19 protein-coding genes are annotated in these 18,291 nt (G+C 69.3%); 7 read left to right on the plus strand and 12 right to left on the minus strand.

Annotated features, from left to right (window positions below; genetic code table 11):
* Positions 1 to 99 precede the first annotated feature (99 nt).
* Positions 100 to 2,433 carry a heavy metal translocating P-type ATPase gene (locus AC1RL8_RS07140; RefSeq protein WP_492684337.1) on the minus strand — a complete coding sequence of 778 codons (2,334 nt, stop codon included), beginning with the start codon at positions 2,431 to 2,433 and terminating at the stop codon, positions 100 to 102.
* Positions 2,434 to 2,503: 70 nt separating this feature from the next.
* Between AC1RL8_RS07140 and cadR the strand changes: the two genes are divergently transcribed.
* On the plus strand, positions 2,504 to 2,974 hold the full coding sequence (gene cadR / locus AC1RL8_RS07145) for a Cd(II)/Pb(II)-responsive transcriptional regulator (RefSeq protein ID WP_492684338.1): 471 nt from the start codon (positions 2,504 to 2,506) through the stop codon (positions 2,972 to 2,974).
* Between the two features lie 7 nt (positions 2,975 to 2,981).
* Here the strand turns inward: cadR and cysE are convergent, their stop codons facing one another.
* On the minus strand, positions 2,982 to 3,773 hold the full coding sequence (gene cysE, locus AC1RL8_RS07150) for a serine O-acetyltransferase (protein WP_223301446.1): 792 nt from the start codon (positions 3,771 to 3,773) through the stop codon (positions 2,982 to 2,984).
* Between the two features lie 67 nt (positions 3,774 to 3,840).
* A complete protein-coding gene (locus AC1RL8_RS07155; protein ID WP_492684339.1) occupies positions 3,841 to 4,572 on the minus strand; it encodes an RNA methyltransferase in 732 nt (243 codons plus the stop codon).
* Positions 4,573 to 4,704: 132 nt separating this feature from the next.
* Here AC1RL8_RS07155 and AC1RL8_RS07160 point away from each other — a divergent pair, with 132 nt between their 5' ends.
* From AC1RL8_RS07160 to AC1RL8_RS07170, 3 genes are read left to right on the plus strand one after another with little or no spacing between them, the layout of a single operon-like run.
* Positions 4,705 to 5,760, plus strand: coding sequence for an inositol monophosphatase family protein (locus tag AC1RL8_RS07160; protein WP_307693475.1), 1,056 nt, complete (start codon positions 4,705 to 4,707; stop codon positions 5,758 to 5,760).
* Complete coding sequence (locus AC1RL8_RS07165; RefSeq protein ID WP_070063164.1) at positions 5,760 to 8,000, plus strand: FUSC family protein; 2,241 nt, start codon at positions 5,760 to 5,762, stop codon at positions 7,998 to 8,000. Before AC1RL8_RS07160 ends, AC1RL8_RS07165 begins: the two co-directional genes overlap by 1 nt.
* Complete coding sequence (locus tag AC1RL8_RS07170; RefSeq protein ID WP_139704520.1) at positions 8,000 to 9,085, plus strand: mechanosensitive ion channel family protein; 1,086 nt, start codon at positions 8,000 to 8,002, stop codon at positions 9,083 to 9,085. The genes AC1RL8_RS07165 and AC1RL8_RS07170 overlap by 1 nt, the downstream gene beginning before the upstream one ends.
* A 30-nt stretch (positions 9,086 to 9,115) precedes the next feature.
* Here AC1RL8_RS07170 and AC1RL8_RS07175 read toward each other — a convergent pair whose 3' ends face one another.
* Both AC1RL8_RS07175 and AC1RL8_RS07180 read right to left on the minus strand, forming a co-directional pair.
* Positions 9,116 to 9,502 carry a DUF4148 domain-containing protein gene (locus tag AC1RL8_RS07175; protein WP_492684340.1) on the minus strand — a complete coding sequence of 129 codons (387 nt, stop codon included), beginning with the start codon at positions 9,500 to 9,502 and terminating at the stop codon, positions 9,116 to 9,118.
* Positions 9,503 to 9,646: 144 nt separating this feature from the next.
* On the minus strand, positions 9,647 to 9,865 hold the full coding sequence (locus AC1RL8_RS07180; protein ID WP_492684341.1) for a hypothetical protein: 219 nt from the start codon (positions 9,863 to 9,865) through the stop codon (positions 9,647 to 9,649).
* A gap of 19 nt (positions 9,866 to 9,884) precedes the next feature.
* Between AC1RL8_RS07180 and AC1RL8_RS07185 the strand changes: the two genes are divergently transcribed.
* Positions 9,885 to 11,141, plus strand: a complete 1,257-nt coding sequence (locus AC1RL8_RS07185) for a porin (RefSeq protein WP_492684342.1) — start codon at positions 9,885 to 9,887, stop codon at positions 11,139 to 11,141.
* 158 nt (positions 11,142 to 11,299) lie between these two features.
* Here the strand turns inward: AC1RL8_RS07185 and AC1RL8_RS07190 are convergent, their stop codons facing one another.
* Positions 11,300 to 11,758 carry an Lrp/AsnC family transcriptional regulator gene (locus AC1RL8_RS07190; RefSeq protein WP_070063168.1) on the minus strand — a complete coding sequence of 153 codons (459 nt, stop codon included), beginning with the start codon at positions 11,756 to 11,758 and terminating at the stop codon, positions 11,300 to 11,302.
* A 107-nt stretch (positions 11,759 to 11,865) separates the two neighbouring features.
* Here AC1RL8_RS07190 and AC1RL8_RS07195 point away from each other — a divergent pair, with 107 nt between their 5' ends.
* Complete coding sequence (locus tag AC1RL8_RS07195; RefSeq protein ID WP_492684343.1) at positions 11,866 to 12,489, plus strand: LysE/ArgO family amino acid transporter; 624 nt, start codon at positions 11,866 to 11,868, stop codon at positions 12,487 to 12,489.
* A gap of 8 nt (positions 12,490 to 12,497) precedes the next feature.
* Here AC1RL8_RS07195 and AC1RL8_RS07200 read toward each other — a convergent pair whose 3' ends face one another.
* The 5 genes from AC1RL8_RS07200 to pcaQ all read right to left on the minus strand — a co-directional run bounded on the left by AC1RL8_RS07200 (position 12,498) and on the right by pcaQ (position 16,427).
* On the minus strand, positions 12,498 to 12,815 hold the full coding sequence (locus AC1RL8_RS07200) for a TfoX/Sxy family protein (protein ID WP_492684865.1): 318 nt from the start codon (positions 12,813 to 12,815) through the stop codon (positions 12,498 to 12,500).
* An 83-nt stretch (positions 12,816 to 12,898) separates the two neighbouring features.
* Positions 12,899 to 13,561 (minus strand): suppressor of fused domain protein, encoded by a 663-nt coding sequence (locus tag AC1RL8_RS07205; RefSeq protein ID WP_492684344.1) that lies wholly within the window; start codon positions 13,559 to 13,561, stop codon positions 12,899 to 12,901.
* Between the two features lie 40 nt (positions 13,562 to 13,601).
* Entirely contained in the window at positions 13,602 to 14,807 is a 1,206-nt protein-coding gene (locus tag AC1RL8_RS07210) for a DUF418 domain-containing protein (RefSeq protein WP_492684345.1), read from the minus strand.
* A complete protein-coding gene (locus AC1RL8_RS07215; protein ID WP_492684346.1) occupies positions 14,804 to 15,415 on the minus strand; it encodes a TetR/AcrR family transcriptional regulator in 612 nt (203 codons plus the stop codon). The genes AC1RL8_RS07210 and AC1RL8_RS07215 overlap by 4 nt, the downstream gene beginning before the upstream one ends.
* Positions 15,416 to 15,497: 82 nt before the next feature.
* Complete coding sequence (gene pcaQ, locus AC1RL8_RS07220) at positions 15,498 to 16,427, minus strand: pca operon transcription factor PcaQ (protein WP_492684347.1); 930 nt, start codon at positions 16,425 to 16,427, stop codon at positions 15,498 to 15,500.
* A 136-nt stretch (positions 16,428 to 16,563) separates the two neighbouring features.
* Here pcaQ and AC1RL8_RS07225 point away from each other — a divergent pair, with 136 nt between their 5' ends.
* Positions 16,564 to 17,577 (plus strand): tripartite tricarboxylate transporter substrate binding protein, encoded by a 1,014-nt coding sequence (locus tag AC1RL8_RS07225; RefSeq protein ID WP_492684348.1) that lies wholly within the window; start codon positions 16,564 to 16,566, stop codon positions 17,575 to 17,577.
* Here AC1RL8_RS07225 and AC1RL8_RS07230 read toward each other — a convergent pair.
* Positions 17,549 to 18,148 carry a MarR family winged helix-turn-helix transcriptional regulator gene (locus tag AC1RL8_RS07230; protein WP_492684349.1) on the minus strand — a complete coding sequence of 200 codons (600 nt, stop codon included), beginning with the start codon at positions 18,146 to 18,148 and terminating at the stop codon, positions 17,549 to 17,551. The genes AC1RL8_RS07225 and AC1RL8_RS07230 overlap by 29 nt on opposite strands.
* Positions 18,149 to 18,291: the final 143 nt, after the last annotated feature.

Below are 18,291 nucleotides of genomic sequence, written 5' to 3' on the forward strand. Positions count from 1 at the left end.
GTTGTTCGAAAGGGCAGTGTAGATCGTTACATGGGTCGAACTCAGTAGCCGAGAGAACCTTGGGGTCGGACAACGTCGCCGCGCAACGCGTCGATCACCTCATTTAGGCATGCGCATCAACCGCAGCCCGTTCGCCACCACCAGCAGGCTCGCCCCCATGTCGGCAAACACCGCCATCCACATGGTCGCGCTGCCGAACACGGCGAGCACGAAGAACACGCCCTTGATGCCGAGTGCGAGCGTGATGTTCTGCCACAGCACCGCATGCGAGCGGCGCGACAGGCGGATGGTCTCGGGGATGCGGCGCAGGTCGTCGTTCATGATGACCACGTCGGCCGCTTCCATCGCGGTGTCGGTGCCGGCGCCGCCCATGGCGAAGCCGATGTCGGCCCTGGCGAGCGCCGGGGCGTCGTTGATGCCGTCGCCGGTCATCGCAACGGCGCCGTAGCGCTGCTGCATCGCCTGGATGGCGCCCAGCTTTTCTTCGGGCAACAGGTTGCCGCGCACGTCGTCGATGCCGGCGTGCGCGCCGATGGTCTTCGCGGTGGCGGTGTTGTCGCCGGTGAGCATGACGGGCGTCACGCCCAGCGCGCGCAGCTCGGCCACGGCCGCCTGCGACGAGGGCTTGATGGTGTCGGCCACCGCGAACAGCGCCAGCACCGACTTTTCCGATGCGAGCAGCGTCACCGTGCGGCCGGCTTCTTCGTGCCGCTTCAGCTCGGCTTCCAGTGCCGGGGAGCACAGGCCGCGCTCCTCGATCAGCCGGTGGTTGCCCAGCACGTAGCTCTGGCCCGCGTGCGTGGCCTGCACGCCGCGTCCGGGCAGCGCGGTGAAGTCGCCGACCTCTTCGACTGCGCCGCCCAGGCCTTCGGCAATGGCCTTCGACACCGGGTGGTCGGAACGGCCGGCGATGTTGGCGGCCAATGCGTACACCGCGCCTTCATCCCTGCCCGCCTTGTCGATCAGCACCGACTCGACCAGCTTGGGCTTGCCCTCGGTGATGGTCCCGGTCTTGTCGAGCGCCACGGCCTTGAGCTTGCGCGCCTCTTCGAGGTAGGTGCCGCCCTTGATCAGGATGCCGCGCCGCGCGGCCGAGGCCAGCGCGCTCACGACCGTCACGGGCGTGGAGATGACCAGCGCGCACGGGCAGGCGATGACGAGCAGCACCAGCGCCTTGTAGACGGCCTGCACCCAGGTCCAGCCCAGCAGCCACGGCGTGAGCACCGCGATGGCCAGCGCCAGCACGAAGACGGTGGGCGTGTAGATGGCAGCGAATCGGTCGACGAAGCGCTGCGTGGGCGCGCGCGAACCCTGCGCCTCTTCGACCGCGTGGATGATGCGCGCGAGCGTGGTGTTGGCCGCCACGGCCGTCACGCGGAACACCAGCGCGCCGGTCTGGTTGATGGTGCCGGCGAACACCGCGTCGCCCGCAGCCTTGTCGACCGGGATGCTCTCGCCCGTGACCGGCGCCTGGTCGATGGCACTCGTGCCTTCGAGCACCACGCCGTCCAGCGGCACGCGCTCGCCGGGGCGGATGCGCGCGACGGCATCGAGCGCCACCGCGTCGGCGCGCACGGTCAGCCAGCTGCCGTCGGGCTGCCGCACCTCGGCCTGTTCGGGCGCGAGCGCGAGCAGGCTCTGGATGGCGTTGCGCGCACGGTCGACGGCGCGGGCCTCGATGAGTTCGGCGATGGCGTAAAGCGCCATCACCATCGCGGCCTCGGGCCACTGGCCGATGATGAAGGCGCCCGTGACGGCGACGGCCATCAGCGCGTTGATGTTGAGGCGCCCGCGCACCAGCGCGGCGAAGCCCTTCTTGTAGGTGTCCAGGCCGGCCAGCGCGATGGCCGCGAGCGCGAGCCCCATCTCGGCGGCCATGAAGCCCACGCCGTCGAGCGCCAGGAAGGACACGGTCTCGGCCGCAATGGCCAGCACCAGCGCGGCCACGAGGCGCGCCAGCCCGGTCGACATGCCGGCGAAGCGCGCGGGCTCGGCCTTCTGCCCCGTCGACGACGCCACCGGCTCGGGCTTGAAGCCGGCCTGGCGGATGGCTTCGAGCGCAGCGGGCAGCGCGCCGTCTTCGGTGGTGAGGGCCAGCGTGCGTTCGCTCAGGCGAAAGCGCAGGGCCCTCACGCCCGCGACGGGCTCGAGGGCGCGGCGGATCTCGGACTCTTCGACCGCGCAGTCCATGGTGGGAATGCGAAACAGCACGGCGCCTTTCGGCAGGTCGGCCGGCTCGGCCGATGCCGGCGTACTGCCGCACACCGCGCTGCCGCAGCAGGCCGTTGCCGGCGCGGCGGGGGCGTGATCGTGGGCATGGTCGTGCCCGTGGTCGTGCGCGTGGTCGTGTCCGTGGCTGTGCCCGTGGTCATGGGCGTGGTCATGCGGCGCAGCGCGCGGCACCGGCGGATTCAGGGTGTTCTGATTCGTCATGCATTCATTGGAAACCCTGAAGCAGGTGTAGAGTCAACCGTTGATTACCACTTCCTTGAGATGCCGCATCATGAAAATCGGTGAACTGGCCAAGGCCACGAACACGCCGGTCGAAACCATCCGGTACTACGAGCGCGAACAGCTGCTGCCCGCGCCCGCGCGCACCGACGGCAACTACCGCATCTACGACGACGAGCATGCCCAGCGCCTGGGCTTCATCCGCCGCTGCCGTTCGCTGGACATGACGCTCGACGAGATCCGCAGCCTGCTGAAATTCCGCGATGCGCCGCAGGACGACTGCGGCGAGGTGAACCAGCTGCTGGACGACCACATCGGCCACGTGGCCTCGCGCATCGCCGAGCTGAAGACGCTCGAAAAGCAGCTGAAGGCGCTGCGCCTGCAGTGCGGCGGCCCCGAATCGGCGAGCGCCTGCGGCATCCTGCAGGAGCTGGACACCGCCGCACTCTCGCCCGAGACCTTCGGCCAGCACGCGGGGCATGTGCACGGCACGCTGCACGCGCCGGGCAAGCGGGCCGGCTGATCGGCTCTTACTTGCCGATCAGCTGCGTCAGCTTGTCGGCCTCGAACGACTCGCCACGCGCCGCGTCGCCCGGCACGCAGTCCTTGGTGCCCGGCTGCGCCGACAGCTTCTCGATGGCCTGCCACAAGAGCGCGATCTGGTGCTCCTGGCTCGAGGCGTTGTCGATCAGGCCGCGCATGGCCTGGCTCAGCGGGTCGTCGTCCTGCGTGATGCCGTAGGCCGAGAACTTCTGCGGCGCGGCCACGTCGGCGCTCTCGCCCTCTTTCGACGGGATGATGCGCGCCGGAATGCCCACCGCGGTCGCCCCGGCCGGCACCGGCTTGATGACCACCGCGTTGGAGCCGATCTTGGCGCCGTCGCCCACGACGAAGCCGCCGAGCACCTTGGCGCCCGCGCTCACCACCACGTTCTTGCCCAGCGTCGGGTGGCGCTTGGTGCCCTTGTAGAGCGAGGTGCCGCCCAGCGTCACGCCCTGGTAGATGGTGCAGCCGTCGCCGATCTCGGCGGTTTCGCCCACCACCACGCCCATGGCGTGGTCGAAGAACACGCGCTCGCCAATCTTGGCGGCCGGGTGGATCTCGATGCCCGTGAACGCGCGCGCGCAGTGCGCGATGAAGCGGGCCGGCCACTTGAAACCGTGGGTCCAACAGGCGTGCGCCCAGCGGTGCAGCACCACGGCATGGAAGCCGGGGTAGACCGTGATCACTTCCCAGGCGCTGCGGGCGGCCGGGTCGCGTTCGAGGATGCACCGGATGTCGGCGCGCAGTCGAGAGAACATCGCTGCCTTTGTTGTCGTTATATCGATAGGGGCCGGGCAGTCTAAAGCCGGGCGTCTTTGCTTACGCGCGATGGGGTTTTGTGACGGTTCAGCTGTCGCGCGGCGGCCGGGTCGCGTCGCTCATGGCCTTGGCGATGCCGCGCAGGATGTGGATTTCTTCCGGCGTGGGCTGCGCGCGATTGAACAATTGCTGCAGCCGCGGCATGAGCTTCTTGGGCGCCGCCGGGTCGAGAAAACCGATGTCCACCAGCGAGCGCTCCCAGTGGTCGAGCATGCCGGCCACGGCCTGCGCGTCGGCCGCCTGCACCGGGGCGATGGCCTCGCGCACGCCGTAGCCGCCCAGCGCCAGGCGCCATTCGTAGGCCACCACCTGGATGGCCGCGCCCAGGTTGAGCGAGCCGAACTTCGGGTCGGTCGGGATGCTCAGGGCCACGTTGCAGCGGTAGACGTCCTCGTTGCGCATGCCGAAGCGCTCGGAGCCGAACAGGAAGGCCACGTGCTGGTCGCCCTGCGTGGCCAGCGGCTCCAGGTGCTCGCGCGGCGTGCGCGTGGGCGGGCCGAAGTCGCGCGGGATCATGGCCGTGGCGCACAGGTGGGTCACGCCGTCGAGGGCTTCATCGAGCGTTTCGACGATGCGGGCGTTGTTCAGCACGTCCAGGGCGCCACTGGCGCGCTGGATGGTTTCCTCGCGCCGCAGCACGTTGGCCCAGCGCGGCGCGACCAGCACCAGGTCGTCGAAACCCATGGTCTTCATGGCGCGGGCGGCGGCGCCCACATTGCCGGCGTGGCTGGTCTGGATGAGGATGAAACGGGTGCGCATGACGGGTGGGGAAGACACAAACGGGCTGAGCCGGTAAAATGCCCGATTCTCGCCGCCCGCATCGCCGGACCGCAGGGTCGCCCAGATTGCATTCTTGGGGACCTCTCCCACCCGTTCTTCTCACAATCCAGAATGTCGTCCCCCAACCTGCATCCCATGCTCAATGTGGCCGTCAAGGCCGCACGCGCCGCCGGCGCCATCATCAATCGCGCCGCCCTCGACGTCGAGGCCGTGCGCATCTCCCAGAAGCAGGTCAACGACTTCGTCACCGAAGTCGATCACGCCAGCGAAAAGGTCATCATCGAGACCTTGCTGGGCGCGTACCCGGGGCACGGCATCCTGGCCGAAGAATCGGGCACCGAATACGGCGCCAAAGACTCCGAATTCGTCTGGATCATCGATCCGCTCGACGGCACCACCAACTTCATCCACGGCTTCCCGGTCTACTGTGTGTCGATCGCGCTGTCGGTGCGCGGCAAGATCGAGCAGGCGGTCGTCTTCGACCCCTCGCGCAACGACCTGTTCACGGCCACCAAGGGCCGTGGCGCCTACATGAACGAGCGCCGCATCCGCGTGTCCAAGCGCGTGAAGCTCAGCGAGTGCCTCATTTCCACCGGCTTCCCGTTCCGCACCGGCGACAACTTCAAGCAGTACCTGGCCATCATGGCGGACATGATGCCCCGCATGGCCGGCCTGCGCCGCCCCGGCGCCGCCGCGCTCGACCTGGCCTACGTGGCCGCCGGCTTCACCGACGGCTTCTTCGAGACCGGCCTGAACCCCTGGGACGTGGCCGCCGGCTCGCTGCTGGTGACCGAGGCCGGCGGCCTCATCGGCAACTTCACGGGCGAGCCCGAGTTCCTCGACCAGCGCGAATGCCTGGCCGGCGCCCCGCGCGTGTACGGCCAGCTGGTGCCACTGCTCGCCAAGTACTCCAAGTTCGCCAACGTGGACGACAAGCTGCGCGCCAGCGACCGCGTGCGCGCCGTCTCGGCCTCGACCAAGTCGAGCCCCGCCGACGCCTCGGTCGACCTGTACGCCCGCAGCACCGTGACCGAAGCCACGGCCGCCCCGCTCGACGGCAGCGCCGAAGCCCCGGCCGCCGCAGCCCCCGCCGCGCCGGCCGCCCCGCGCAAGCTCACCCGCATCAAGCGCGAGGCGCCCGCCGAGGGCGACGCCTCCGCCAAGTGATGACGGGGCCGGGCGCCGCCTCGCGGGTTCGCGCGGCGTTGCGCATTGCGCTGAGCCACTACGTCGCGAGCGGGCTCACCGTCGCGCTCGGCCTGCTCGTGATCTCGGGCGGGGTGCACCTGTGGCTGGGCACCCTGGCCGCCTCGGCCGCCGCCACCGGCGTGATCGTCACGGCGCCGCCCGACCTGCCCGGCCCGCGCCGCGGCAAGTTTTTGCAGATGCTGCCGGCGCCGCTCATCGGCCTGCCGCTGTTCTTCGCGGTGCAGATGCTGCACGGCGCACCGATCCGCCTCGGGCTGCTGCTGGTGCCCGCCACCTTCATGGCCTTCGTGGCCATGGCCTGGGGCAAGCGCGGCATTCCCATCGCGATCGCGGTGATGTTCTCGATGGTCTTCTCCATGGCCACGCCCGCGCCCGCCGGGCTGTCGGACGCCATCGCGCGCACCACCGAATTCGGCCTGGGCGCCGGCCTGTACGTGGTGTGGGCCACGCTGGCCAACCTGCTGCTCAACGGACGCTTTCGCACGCAGTCGATCGCCGACGTGCTGTTTTCACTGGCCGCGCTCATGCGCACCGAGGCCAGCCAGTTCACGCCGCAGGACGAGACCCGCGACATCCGCGACACCCCCGCCTCGCTGCTGGGCCAGCTGCTGCGTGAGCAGGCCGCGCTGGCCGACCAGTTGCAGGCCACGCGCGACATCGTGCTCGAGTCGCCACGCACGCCGCGCCGCCAGCGGCTGGCCGGCATGCTCGTCATCGTGCTCGAGATGCGCGACCAATTGCTCGCCAGCGAGCTCGACCTCGACGCCCTGCGCGCCCATCCGTCGCACGCGCAGGCGCTGGTCGAGATGCGCCGCATCCTCGAAGAGCTGGCCGACGAAACGACCGGCCTGGCCGATGCGCTGCTCATGCGCCGCCACCCCGCCGCCGTGGCCGACCGCCGGCCGCGCCTGGCCGCGATCCATGTGACGGCGGACGACGAAGACACGCACGGCCAGATGGGCCCCTCGGCCGCCATGCTCGCGCGCGGGCTGGCCAGCCGCATCGGCCACATCAACGACGAGGTGCTGCGCCTGGCGGCCATGGCGCGCGGCGACGCCGAGCCCAACCTGGCCGTGGTGCGCGCCAACTGGCAGCTCTTCGTGAGCCCGACCGACTGGTCGCTGCGCCCCTTCCTCGCGCTGTGGCGCTGGGACGCGCCGCCGCTGCGCCACGCCATTCGCGCGGCGCTGGCCATCGCGGCCGGCTACGGCATCGCCGTGTCGATGCCCTGGGGATCGCACGACTACTGGATATTGCTGACCATCGTGGTGGTGCTGCGCGGCAGCCTCTCGCAGACGCTGGAGCGGCGCAACAGCCGCGTCGCCGGCACGCTGCTGGGCTGCGTGCTCGCGGTGGGCCTGCTGTCGGCGCACCCGTCGCCGCTGATGCTGCTGGTGACCGTGACCATCGCGCAGGCCATTGCCCACAGCTTCGCGGTGCGGCGCTACCTCGTCACCGCCGTGGCCGCCACCGTGCTGGGACTGCTGCAGGCCCACATGCTGAACACCGGCACCGCGCCCATCTTTGCGCTGTTCGAGCGCATCGCCGACACGCTCATCGGCGCCGCGCTGGCCTGGGGCTTCTGCTACGTGCTGCCCTCGTGGGAACGCACGCAGATTCCGGCGCTGGTGGCGCGCGTGCTCACCGCGCAGGCGCGCCATGCGCGGCTCGCGCTCGGCCTGGGCCAGCTGCAGGCCATCCAGAGCAGCCCCGAGCTCGAATGGCGGCTCGCGCGCCGCGAGGCCTACGACAGCCTCTCGGCGCTCGTGCAGGCCACGCAGCGTTCGCTCTCCGAACCGCGCGCCGTGCAGCCACCGCTGGAGCCGCTGGAGCATCTGCAGGCCCACAGCTACCAGCTGCTCGCGCAGCTCAGCGCCGTGAAGTCGATGCTCGTGCTGCGGCGCGACCGCCTCACGCCGGGCGACATCGAAGGCCCGCTCGTGCGCACCGCACAACGCATCGAGGCCGCCCTGGGAACCATTCCGATCGCAGGGCCCTCTCACCCCGAGAGCACGGGGGCCACCACCGTCGGCGGCCCCATTCCACTGCCTGACCCGTTCGACAACGACATCAGCCCCTGGCTGGTGCGCCGGCTCGACCTGGCCACGGCGCTCGCCACGCAGCTGCGCGACGACGCAGCGCGCATTCTTCAACCACTGAACGACACCACCCCAGAAGCAAAGACCACCCCCGCCTGATGACCCAAGAGCTCCTCGCACACCCCTGGTTCGGCACCTGGATTGCCGCCCTGATCGCCGCGCCCCTCGCCCTTCTCGCCCACCGCATCGGGGGCATGGTCCTCAGGCGGATCACCCGCCCGGCGCCCGCCGTGCATGCGATGGTGCTCAACTGCACCGCCCCCGCGCGGCTGGTGCTGCCGCTGGCGGCGCTCATGATGGTGTGGCAGGCGGCGCCGGACGACCTGCGCTTCATCGGCAGCGTGCGGCATCTCACGGGGCTGCTGCTCATCGCGGCCAGCACCTGGTTCGTGCTCAAGGCCATCAGCGGCTTTGCCGACGGCGTGCTCGCGCAGCACCCTTCGGACATCTCCGACAACCTGCAGGCGCGGCGCGTGCTCACGCAGACCCGCGTGCTCGCGCGCACCGCCATGTCGGTCGTCGTCGTGGCCGGCGGCGCCATGATGCTCATGACCTTCCCCGGCGCACGCCAGGTCGGCGCCAGCCTGCTGGCCTCGGCAGGCGTGATCGGCATCGTGGCGGGCCTGGCGGCCAAGCCCGTCTTCAGCAACCTCATCGCCGGCCTGCAGATCGCGCTGTCGCAGCCGATCCGCATCGACGACGTGCTCGTGGTCGAGGGCGAATGGGGTCGGGTCGAGGAAATCACCGGCACCTTCGTGGTCGTGCGCATCTGGGACGACCGGCGCCTGATCCTGCCGCTCACCTACTTCATCGAGAAGCCGTTCCAGAACTGGACCCGCCACTCGGCCGAACTGCTCGGCTCGGTCTTCTTCTACCTGGACTACGGCACGCCGCTGGCGCCGCTGCGCGCCGAGGTCGAACGCCTCGTGAAGGCCGCGCCTGAATGGGACGGCCGCTTCTTCAACCTGCGCGTGACCGACGCCACCGAACGCACCATGCAGGTCCGCGTGCTCTGCACCGCCGCCACCTCCGGCCTGGCCTTCGACCTGCGCTGCTACGTGCGCGAAGGCGTCATCGACTTCATGCAGCGCGAGTACCCGCAGTTCCTGCCGAAGATGCGCTTCGAGGGCAACGATCCGGCGATGGGGCAGCCGCCGGTGATGCAGGGCGCGACGGCGGGCTGAAGCTCCCGCCGCCGTCTTCTTTCTTCTCCCCTACCGCGCAGGCGCCGCCGCAGGCAACACCATCGGCGCCCCCAGCCGCGAGGCGCGCTCCCAGCCCGGTTGCGACTGCGCGCGCTCCAGCTCGGCCACCACCTCGGCGCGCGTGCGGGGTTGCGTGGCCTTCACGGGGATCGGTGCGCCCCAGCGCAGCACGCCGGCCCACTCGGGGCTTTGCTGCGCGGCGCGCAGCTCGGCCACCACCTGGGCGTCGGTCTTGCCCGGGCCGGCGTTTTCGGGGTGCTCCTTGATGCCGGCTTCGGTCGCCGCGAAATGCGCCGGCCCCTCGACGTGCTGCTGGCTGGTTTGTGCGCCAACCACCAGCGGGAGCGCTGCGGCGGCCATCGCCGCCAGCGCAAAGGCCATCTTCCTGTTCGTCATGTGTCATCTCCTTCGTTGAACGCCGAAGAGGACCACCCGCTTCGGCGATGGCGGTTTTGCTTCGCCATGCCGACACGCTAGAAATTCGGACCGTCGCCGCGCGAACGGTTCAATTACAAAAACGACAGGATGAAGACCAATTCATCAATTCCCTGCAAGCGGCAAGCGGAGCTTTCCAATTCGTAATCCGGCTGCACGGAAAACGTAATTGAAAAAGGCGGTTTCGGTCTTTTCCTGTCGCAATCGATCGATATGATTTGCCCAGACGCATGAACCATGCGGAAGGCAGAAGAAATCAATTGAATTTATTTCCGCATGCCGAACCGGAGCTCCCACGCGGTGCGTGGGATCGATGAATTTCATATTCAATTCAAGGGCAACAATGAAAAGACAATTCCTCACGGCCGCCGCACTGTTCGGTGTCGGGTTCGCCAATGCGCAGTCTTCCGTCACGCTGTTCGGCGTGGTGGACACGGGCATCAGCAATTACTCGTCCAAATCGCAGGACATGAACGGCGCCACGCTGTTCAACCCGTTCTACGTGAACCAGGGCACGCGCACCGCGAGCCAGACCGCGCTGAGCTCGGGCGGCTATTCCACGAGCCGGCTGGGTTTTCGCGGCACCGAGGACCTGGGCGGCGGGCTTGCGGCCAGCTTCTGGCTCGAGGCGCCGATCAGTCCCGACGACGGCAAGACCGGCATCACCACCTTCCAGCGCCGTTCCACGGTCAGCCTGTCGGGCGGTTTCGGTGAGTTGCGCCTGGGCCGCGACTACGTGCCGACGGCCTGGAACGACATCGTGTTCGACCCCTTCGGCATCGTCGGCGTGGGCCGCAGCCTGATCTTCACCGCCGCCAACACGAACGCCGGCGGCGGCTCGGGCGGGTTCGGGGGCGACCTCAATTACAACCGCGCCAGCAATTCGATCGGCTATTTCCTGCCGAAGAATCTCGGCGGCTTTTATGGTCAATTCATGTACGCGCTGCATGAAAACACCAAATACGACCCCGGCACGGCAACGCCGCCCGGCGTCAATGCGTCGGGTGCGCTCAATTCGAGCAATTCGGCCGCATCGCGCGCGGGGCGCTACCTGGGCGGGCGTGTCGGCTATGCCAATGGTCCGTTCGATGTGGCGGTGTCGTATGGCAACAGCACGGCGGCCGACAATTTCTATGCAGGCACCACCGACAACGTCAAGACCTTCAATCTCGGCAGCTCCTACGATTTCGGCGCGATCAAGCTGTTCGGCGAATTGTCGAGAATCAAGAAAACGCGCGATTACGCCGTCACGCCGCTGGTCGGCGGCGTGCCGGACGTCGACCTCACGGGCTACCTGATCGGCGTGACCGCGCCGGTCGGCCCGGGCCTGATCCGCGCCTCGTACTCGCAGGTCAAGTACGACCTCAACACCGTCAACCTGCCGTTCACGCCGTCGGTCGCCGACCCCAAGGCCAACAAGCTGGCCATCGGCTACATCCACAACCTGTCCAAGCGCACCGCCCTGTACGCCACCGTCGCGCGCATCAGCAACAAGAACGGCGCGGCGCTCACGGTCGGCGGCCCTGCCTTCGTGAACACCGGGGTGTTCGTGCCCAAGACCTCGACGGGCTACGACGTCGGGCTGCGCCACTCGTTCTGATCAGGGAAGACTGTCACGCGCAAAGAAGCAAGCAAGTGAGTGAATGACCGCGGGCGGCCCTGCGCCCGCGGATGTTCCGTTTCTCCAGGAGCCCGTCAGGCGGGTCCATTCGGTCCGCCCTGGTGCGGACCATTTTTTTGGGGCAAGAGAAGCGCGCCTCAGTCGGGCACGGTGCCCGCCGGCGCCGCCACCGCGCGCGCCGCGATCGGCACCGACATCACGATCGAGGTGCGCGTCTCGCCCAGGTGGTTGATGCTGCTCACGAAGGCTTCGAGGTGCTCGATGTCGCGCGCGACCACCTTCAGCACGTACGAGTCCTGCCCCGTGACGTGAAAACACTCGAGCACTTCGCGCCGGCTGCCGAGCAGTTTCAGCAGCCGGGCTTTGTCGGGCTGCGCGGTGGTGATGCCGACCAGCGCGGTGACGGTGTAGCCCGCCTTGCGCGGTGGCACCACGGCGCGATAGCCCTCGATGACGCCGGCTTCTTCGAGGCGCTTCACGCGCTCTGAGGTCGAGGGCACCGACAGCGCCACCTGCCGTGCGAGTGCCGTGAGCGAGGTGCGCGCGTCCTGCTGCAGCGCATCGAGGATCTGCCAGTTCTTGGCGTCGATTTCCATGGATTTCAGGCCCGATTGAGAATTTCGCTTCCGATTTCAGGCAAGGCATGCCGTGCGCCTGAATTTCGCCATTCTCGTCATGCGGGCCGCATCGAACAATCGTCGGCATGGACTTTCCTCTCTTTCTCAAGGCCCTTGTCATCGGGCTCTCGATTGCCGCACCGGTCGGCCCCATCGGCCTGCTGTGCATCCAGCGCACGCTCGCGCATGGCCGCACCATCGGCTTCCTCAGCGGCCTGGGCGCCGCGCTGGCCGATGCCTGCTATGGCGCCATCGGGGCCTTCGGCGTGTCGGCCGTGGTGTCGACGATGGTCGCGGCGCGCGTGCCGCTGGCGCTCGGCGGCGCGGCGTTTCTCGCGTGGATGGGCGTGCAGTTGCTGCGCGCGCCAGCGGCCACGCAGGCCCGGGCCGCGGAAGACGCGGCCACGCCGGTGAAGGCGCTGCTGTCGGTGTTCGTGCTCACGCTGGCCAACCCGATGACGATCCTGTCGTTCGTCGCGGTGTTCGCTTCGCTCGGCAGCGGCCATGTGGGCAGCGGCAGCGGTGCGGCGCTCACGATGGTGATGGGCGTGTTCCTCGGCTCGGCGCTGTGGTGGCTGGGGTTGTCGAGCGTGGTGTCGATGGTGCGGCACAAGCTCGGCGCGCGCGTGCTGCAGGGCATCAACAAGCTGTCGGGTGCGCTGCTGCTGGGCTTTGCGGTGTTTCAGCTGTCGACGTTGCTGTCGCGCTGAGGAATCGACTAGATGGCTTTGGCTGCCGGCTTGCGGCGCGCGGGCTTGCGCGCACCCAGCGCGCTCGCCAGCGCCTTCGTCGCCCAGTCGCGCAAGGCGTGCGGGTCTTCGAGCGCGTCGACCGGCGCCTCGTAGTAGCTCGCGACCTTCACGGTCGAGGCGCTGGTCGCGTACGAGAACGGCACCGCGCCCAGGCGCTCGAAGTCCGGCCGGGTGGCGTCGTCCACGCGCAGGTACAGCGTGCCCTTCATCACGAAGGCGAACTGCACGCCGGCCTGCACGAGGCCGAAGCCGCCGAAGAAGCGCTTGACCTCGATGGGGCCCATGGCGCCGAGCGACTCGGCCAACTCGAGCGCTCGCCCGTGCGAACGCTCGGCACCGCCGACGGCGGCCGCACCTTTGGCGCGGCTCAAACGACCGCCTTGCGCCGCGCGTCAGTCACCGGCGCGCCGCCATGCACTTCGAGCAGTCGCAGCAGCGCCTCGGAACTGTGGGCCTTGGCCCAGTCGCGTTCGGAATCGTTGATGCCGACGAGGTGCAGAAAGTCGAAGCGGCCCGAGTCGAGCTGCGCCGTCGCGGGGTAGTGCTTCGGCTCCATCAGCACCACATGGCGCAGGGCCACGGTGCCTTTCTCGCGGATCGCCTCGCCGACGGGAATGCGGTCGCCGTAGTCGAAGGGCTGTTTGTCTTCACCGAAGTGCGAGTGCGCGAGCAGCACGTTGTAGGCGAGCAGGCGGCGCAGCAGCTTGATGGCCCATTGGTCCTGCGGCTGAGAGGGCACTTCGATGACCAGTTCGGAGCCGATCCACGAATAGTCCTCGGGCTCGTAGTCGGCCGGCTCCGTTTCCCAGGGCGTGGAGCCGCCCGAGGTCACGTACAGCCAGGTGTTGCGCACGGGCGTGGGCGCGAACTCGAACACGCCCAGGTGCAGCCAGCGCGGATCGACGTCTTCGGCGCCCAGCGCCTTGAAGTCGTCGAAGTCCAGCACGTAGATGCCGGTGCGCTCGGGGCCGAACAGGCGCGGGTAGAGCGTCTCTTCGCGGTAGGCCCACACGTCTTCCATGGAACTCATCGGCGCATCCTCCTCGTTGGAACGAGGGCATTCTCGTCGCTCAACGTGACCCTTGCATACGCCGCAGGGCGGGCCATTCGAGGTTGGTGAAGGCGCGCAGCACCCACTCCACCGGGCCGTACGCAAAGCGTGCCAGCCACCAGCGACTGACCAGCATCTGCGCGCCGAAGATGCCGAAGGCGACCATGAGGCTCATGAACGGCCCGAACTCGCCGATGAGCCGCAGCCCGTACGCCAGGAAGAGCCACGCGCACACCGCCGACTGCAGCAGGTAGTTCGACAGCGCCATGCGCCCCGCCGGTGCGAGCGCCTGCGCCAGCCAGCCGCCCCAGCGCGACTGGAACAGCAACATCATCGCGCCCACATACGTCGCCGTGAGCAACGGCGAGGTGAAGACGCCGACCGCCAGGCCGAGCACGTCCCAGCGCGAGCCCGGCACGACGGACGCGGTCCACGCATACACGGCCGCGCCCGGCAGCCCCAGCACCAGCCCGGGCACCAGCAGGCGCTTGAACAGCGGGCGGTAGCGGTCGGCTCGCGCGAACAGGTTGCGGCGGCCTTCGATGACGCCCGCGAAGAACATCGCCAGCGCCATCGGCGCCTGGACCAGCCCGAGCACGATCCACACCTGCGACAGCTCGCGCAGATGCTGGCGGATGACCGTCGCCGCCGTACCCCGGTAGGCCGCGAGCGCCGAGGCCGCGTCGGCCCTCGCGGTGCGAAGAACGTCTTCGGTCGCCGGGCCGCCCAGCATCGCGAGCATGCCGATGGCACCCCACACCATCGCGGTCGCCAGCACCAGCCGCAGCGCCCACCGCGCCAGCACCGCGTCGCTCTGGTGGCGCAGCGCCAGCAGCACGGCGCCGAGCACCGAGTAGGTCGTGAGGATGTCGCCATGGAACAGCAGCACCGCATGCAGCGCGCCGATGCACCACAGCGCCACCAGCCGGCGCGCCAGGCGCGGCACGAAGGGCTTGCCGCTGCGCTGCGCCGACTGCATCTGCAGCGTGAAGCTGTAGCCGAACAGGAACGAGAACAGCAGGTAGAACTTGGTCTCGAACAGGAAGGCAACGGCAAAGGCCGCCACGCGGTCCAGCCCCGAACGCATCATCGGGTCGGGCAGCGGCTGGCCGTAGTACGGCGAGGCAAAGGCCGCGATGTTCACGACCAGGATGCCCAAGAGCGCAAAGCCGCGCAATGCATCGACGAGCGACTGGCGCTCGCCCGCTACTGGAGTGGGGTTCATGCGCCCCGCCCCGGCTTCGCGAGAAAGCGGCCCACCACGCGCCGCAGCATCGGTGCCTCGCGCGCGGGGTCGAAGCCCGTGTCGAGCGCCAGGCGCGAGAACACGCCGTCGATGAGCGCGGCGATCCAGTTGGCCGATTGCACGGGGTCGAGCTCGGGGTCGATCTGCCCGCGCGCCGCGGCCTTGCGCAGCAGGGCCGCGAGACCGTCGCGCATTTCGGTGTCGCCCGCGGCCACGCTGGCGCAGACCACCGGGTTGCGCAAGGTCTCGGCCGCCACCTCCAGCGCCAGCCGGGAGTAGCTGCGGTCGGAGGCGAAGACCATCACCACGTCGAGGAACGACAGCACCACCTCCAGCGGGTCGGGCGGGTCGTCGTCGATCGCGGCGAAGTACGCGGCCGTGTCGCGCCACTCCTCTTCGGCCAGGGCCTCGATGATCGCGTTCTTGCTGGGAAAGTAATGAAAGAGATTGCCGGGGCTCATGCCCGCGGCGGTGCAGATCTCGGCGGTGGTGGTGGCATGGAAGCCGCGCCGCGCAAAGCAGTCGCCCGCGGCCTCCAGGATCTGGCGGCGCTTGGCCTGCTGGCGTTCAGGGTCAACTTTGCGCACGGTGGTTCTCGCGGAATTCGGTCATGCCCGAATTATTAGACCGAGCGCTCGATCTATTCTGAAGGAAGCCTGAAGAAACCCTTCAGGCAGCGCGTGTGGCCGCAATGCCCCGGATGGTGTCCAGCAACAGCCGCGCGCCCTCGCCCGTCTCGCTGCCGCGCCGCACGGTCACGCCCACGGGGCCTTCGGTGCTCGCCGTGTCGATGGCCACGCGCTTGAGTTCGCCGCGTGCCACGAAGCCCTCCACCGCGCCCTGGGGCGCAAACCACACCGCGTCGGAGCGCTGCAGCAGGCCCACCGCAAAGCTGGTGTCCGTCGCCTCCACCAGGCGGGCGGGCAGCGCCAGCCCCTGCGCGATGAGGAAGGCGTCGGCCGTGTGCCGGATCAGCGTGCCCGACACGGGCAGCACCAGCGGGTAGGCGGCCAGCGCGTCGAGCGTGGGCTTGCGCCGCGACGCCAGCGGATGGCCGGGGCGCACCACCAGCAGCAGCACCTCGCTGTACAGCTGCTCGAAGGCCAGGTCGGCCATGGCCGAGGCCTGGGCGAGCCGGCCAAGCACGAGGTCGATTTCGCCCTGGCGCAGCTGCGTCATGAGCTGCGCGTTGGTGCCGCTCACCACACGCACGCGCATCGCCGGGTGCGCCGCATGCAGCCGCGCGACGGCTTCGGGCAGCAGATGCGCCGCCATGTTCGGCAAGGCGCCGACCGCCACGCGCAGCTGGTCGGCCTCGGGCTGGTCCATGGCCAGGCCCAGGCCTTCGCGCAGGCCGCGCAGCGCCGACACCGCGTGGCGCACCAGCACCTCGGCGGCCGGCGTGAGCTCCACGCCGCGGCGGCGGCGCAGCAGCAACCGGCGGCCCACGATCTCTTCGAGCTCGGCCACCGTCTTCGACACCGCCGGCTGCGTGAGCGACAGCGCCTCGGCCGCGCGCACCAGGTTGCGCTCCTGCGCCACCATGACCAGGCATTGCAGGTGGCGCATCTTCAGGCGCTCAAAGTTCATGGCTGACATGCGGTTCTCCTCGAAGCCATTGGGGCGATGTGCTTTCAAATATAACCAGAGGGAATAGCTGGCGGAAGAGACTTCAGTTGTGCCGCGCCGCGCAGCCTTCTAGAGTGCCGTGGATACGGAGACAGACACAGCAGCCATGACCACGATTTTTTCCTCGAAACCTTCCTCTTCCTTTGGCGCGCGCCGCCGCCTCACGCTCGCCGCCGCCTGCGCCGCACTGGCCCTCGGCCTCGCCGCCCCGGCCGCGCAGGCCCAGGCGAGCTACCCCGCCAAGCCCGTGAAGTTCCTCGTCAACTTCCCCGCCGGCGGCCCCATCGACATCCTCGGGCGCGCGCTGGCCGACGCGCTGCAAAAAGACCTGAAGCAGCCCTTCGTGGTCGACAACCGCCCCGGCGCGGGCGGCAACATCGGTGCCGACGCCGTGGCCAAGAGCCCGGCCGACGGCTACACCGTGCTGCTGGGCATCGACAGCACCTTCACCATCAACCCGCACCTGTACGCGTCGATGCCCTTCGCGGCCAAAGACCTCAAGCCGCTGATGATCTTCAGCTCGTCGGGCCTGAGCTTCACCACCGCCGCCTCGGTGAAGGCCAGGACGCTGCCCGACTTCATCGCGCAGGCCAAGGCCGAGCCCGCCACCTTCAGCTCGGCCGGCAACGGCAGCCCGGGGCACATTGCCGCCGAGATCTTCGCGAGCGCCACGGGCGCGAAGATCGTGCACGTGCCCTACAAGGGCAACGCCCCGGCCGTGATGGCCATGCTCGGCAGCGAGGTGCAGGCCGGCATCGTCGCCACGCCCGGCGTGCTGCCGCAGATCCAGGGCGGCAAGTTGCGCGCCCTGGCCGTCACCGGCCGCCAGCGCGCACCGCTGCTGCCCGACGTGCCCACCGTCGGCGAGCTGGGCCTGAAAGACCTGGAGTTCGAAGTGCTCTACCTCGCCATGGTGCCCGCCGCCACGCCCGAGCCCGTGATGCAGACCCTGCGCCAGGCGCTGCACAAGGCGCTGGCCCTGCCCGAACTGAAGGCCCGCCTGGCCTCGCTCGACATGGTGCCGCTGGCCGAAACCGATGCCGCCGCCACCACGCGCCTGGCCACGGCGCAGGCGCGCTACGGCCGCATCGTCAAGGCGACCGGGATGAAGGTGGACTGACGGCCTTGCCGCTGCGCGCCGTGCTGTTCTTCTTGCCGTTGCCTGCTGCCGCTGCCGCAGCGGCCGCCGCGTGGCGCCCCCGGTCGGCCTTGGGCAGCACCGCCTGCGCCACCATGGTTTCGGCATGCGCCTGCAGCCGGTGCAGCGCGTCGTCGAAGCGCGCGGCATCGTCCGCGTCGAGCGTGCCCATCAGCTCGGCGTTGATGCGCGTCACCAGCGGAAAGAGTTCGTCGTACAGCGCCTGCCCCGACGCCGTGAGGCCCAGCCGCACCTGCCGCCGGTCGCCCGCCAGCGCCGTGCGCGACACCAGCCGCTTGGCCACCAGCGAGCCCACCGCCTTCGAAGTACGCGCCCGGTCCAGCTGGGCATGCTCGGCCAGCTGCGACGAGCCCAATTCGCCCCGGCTGGCCAGCACCGCGATCAGGCGCCACTCGCGCCGCGTGATGCCGAAGCGGCCCTCGCACAGCCGGATCACCATGCTGCCCGCCACCGCGAGCAGGCGCGACAGCCGGTACAGCAGCAGGTCGTCCAGCGGGCGGCGCGGCGAGGTGGCGGCGTCTTCGGCGGTCATGGGGCGGGGTCTCGAAAGGCCGGGTAAATCCGGGCGATGGTTGATTTGATCAATCGAATGTAGCGTCTCCAGAATCGTCCGCAGCCGCGGCCACCCGCCCCGGCCACGCACAGACCCTGCCGAACGCCGAACGAGACCCCGGA

The sequence above is a fragment of the Variovorax sp. GW822-FHT04E09 genome, from assembly GCF_058800845.1.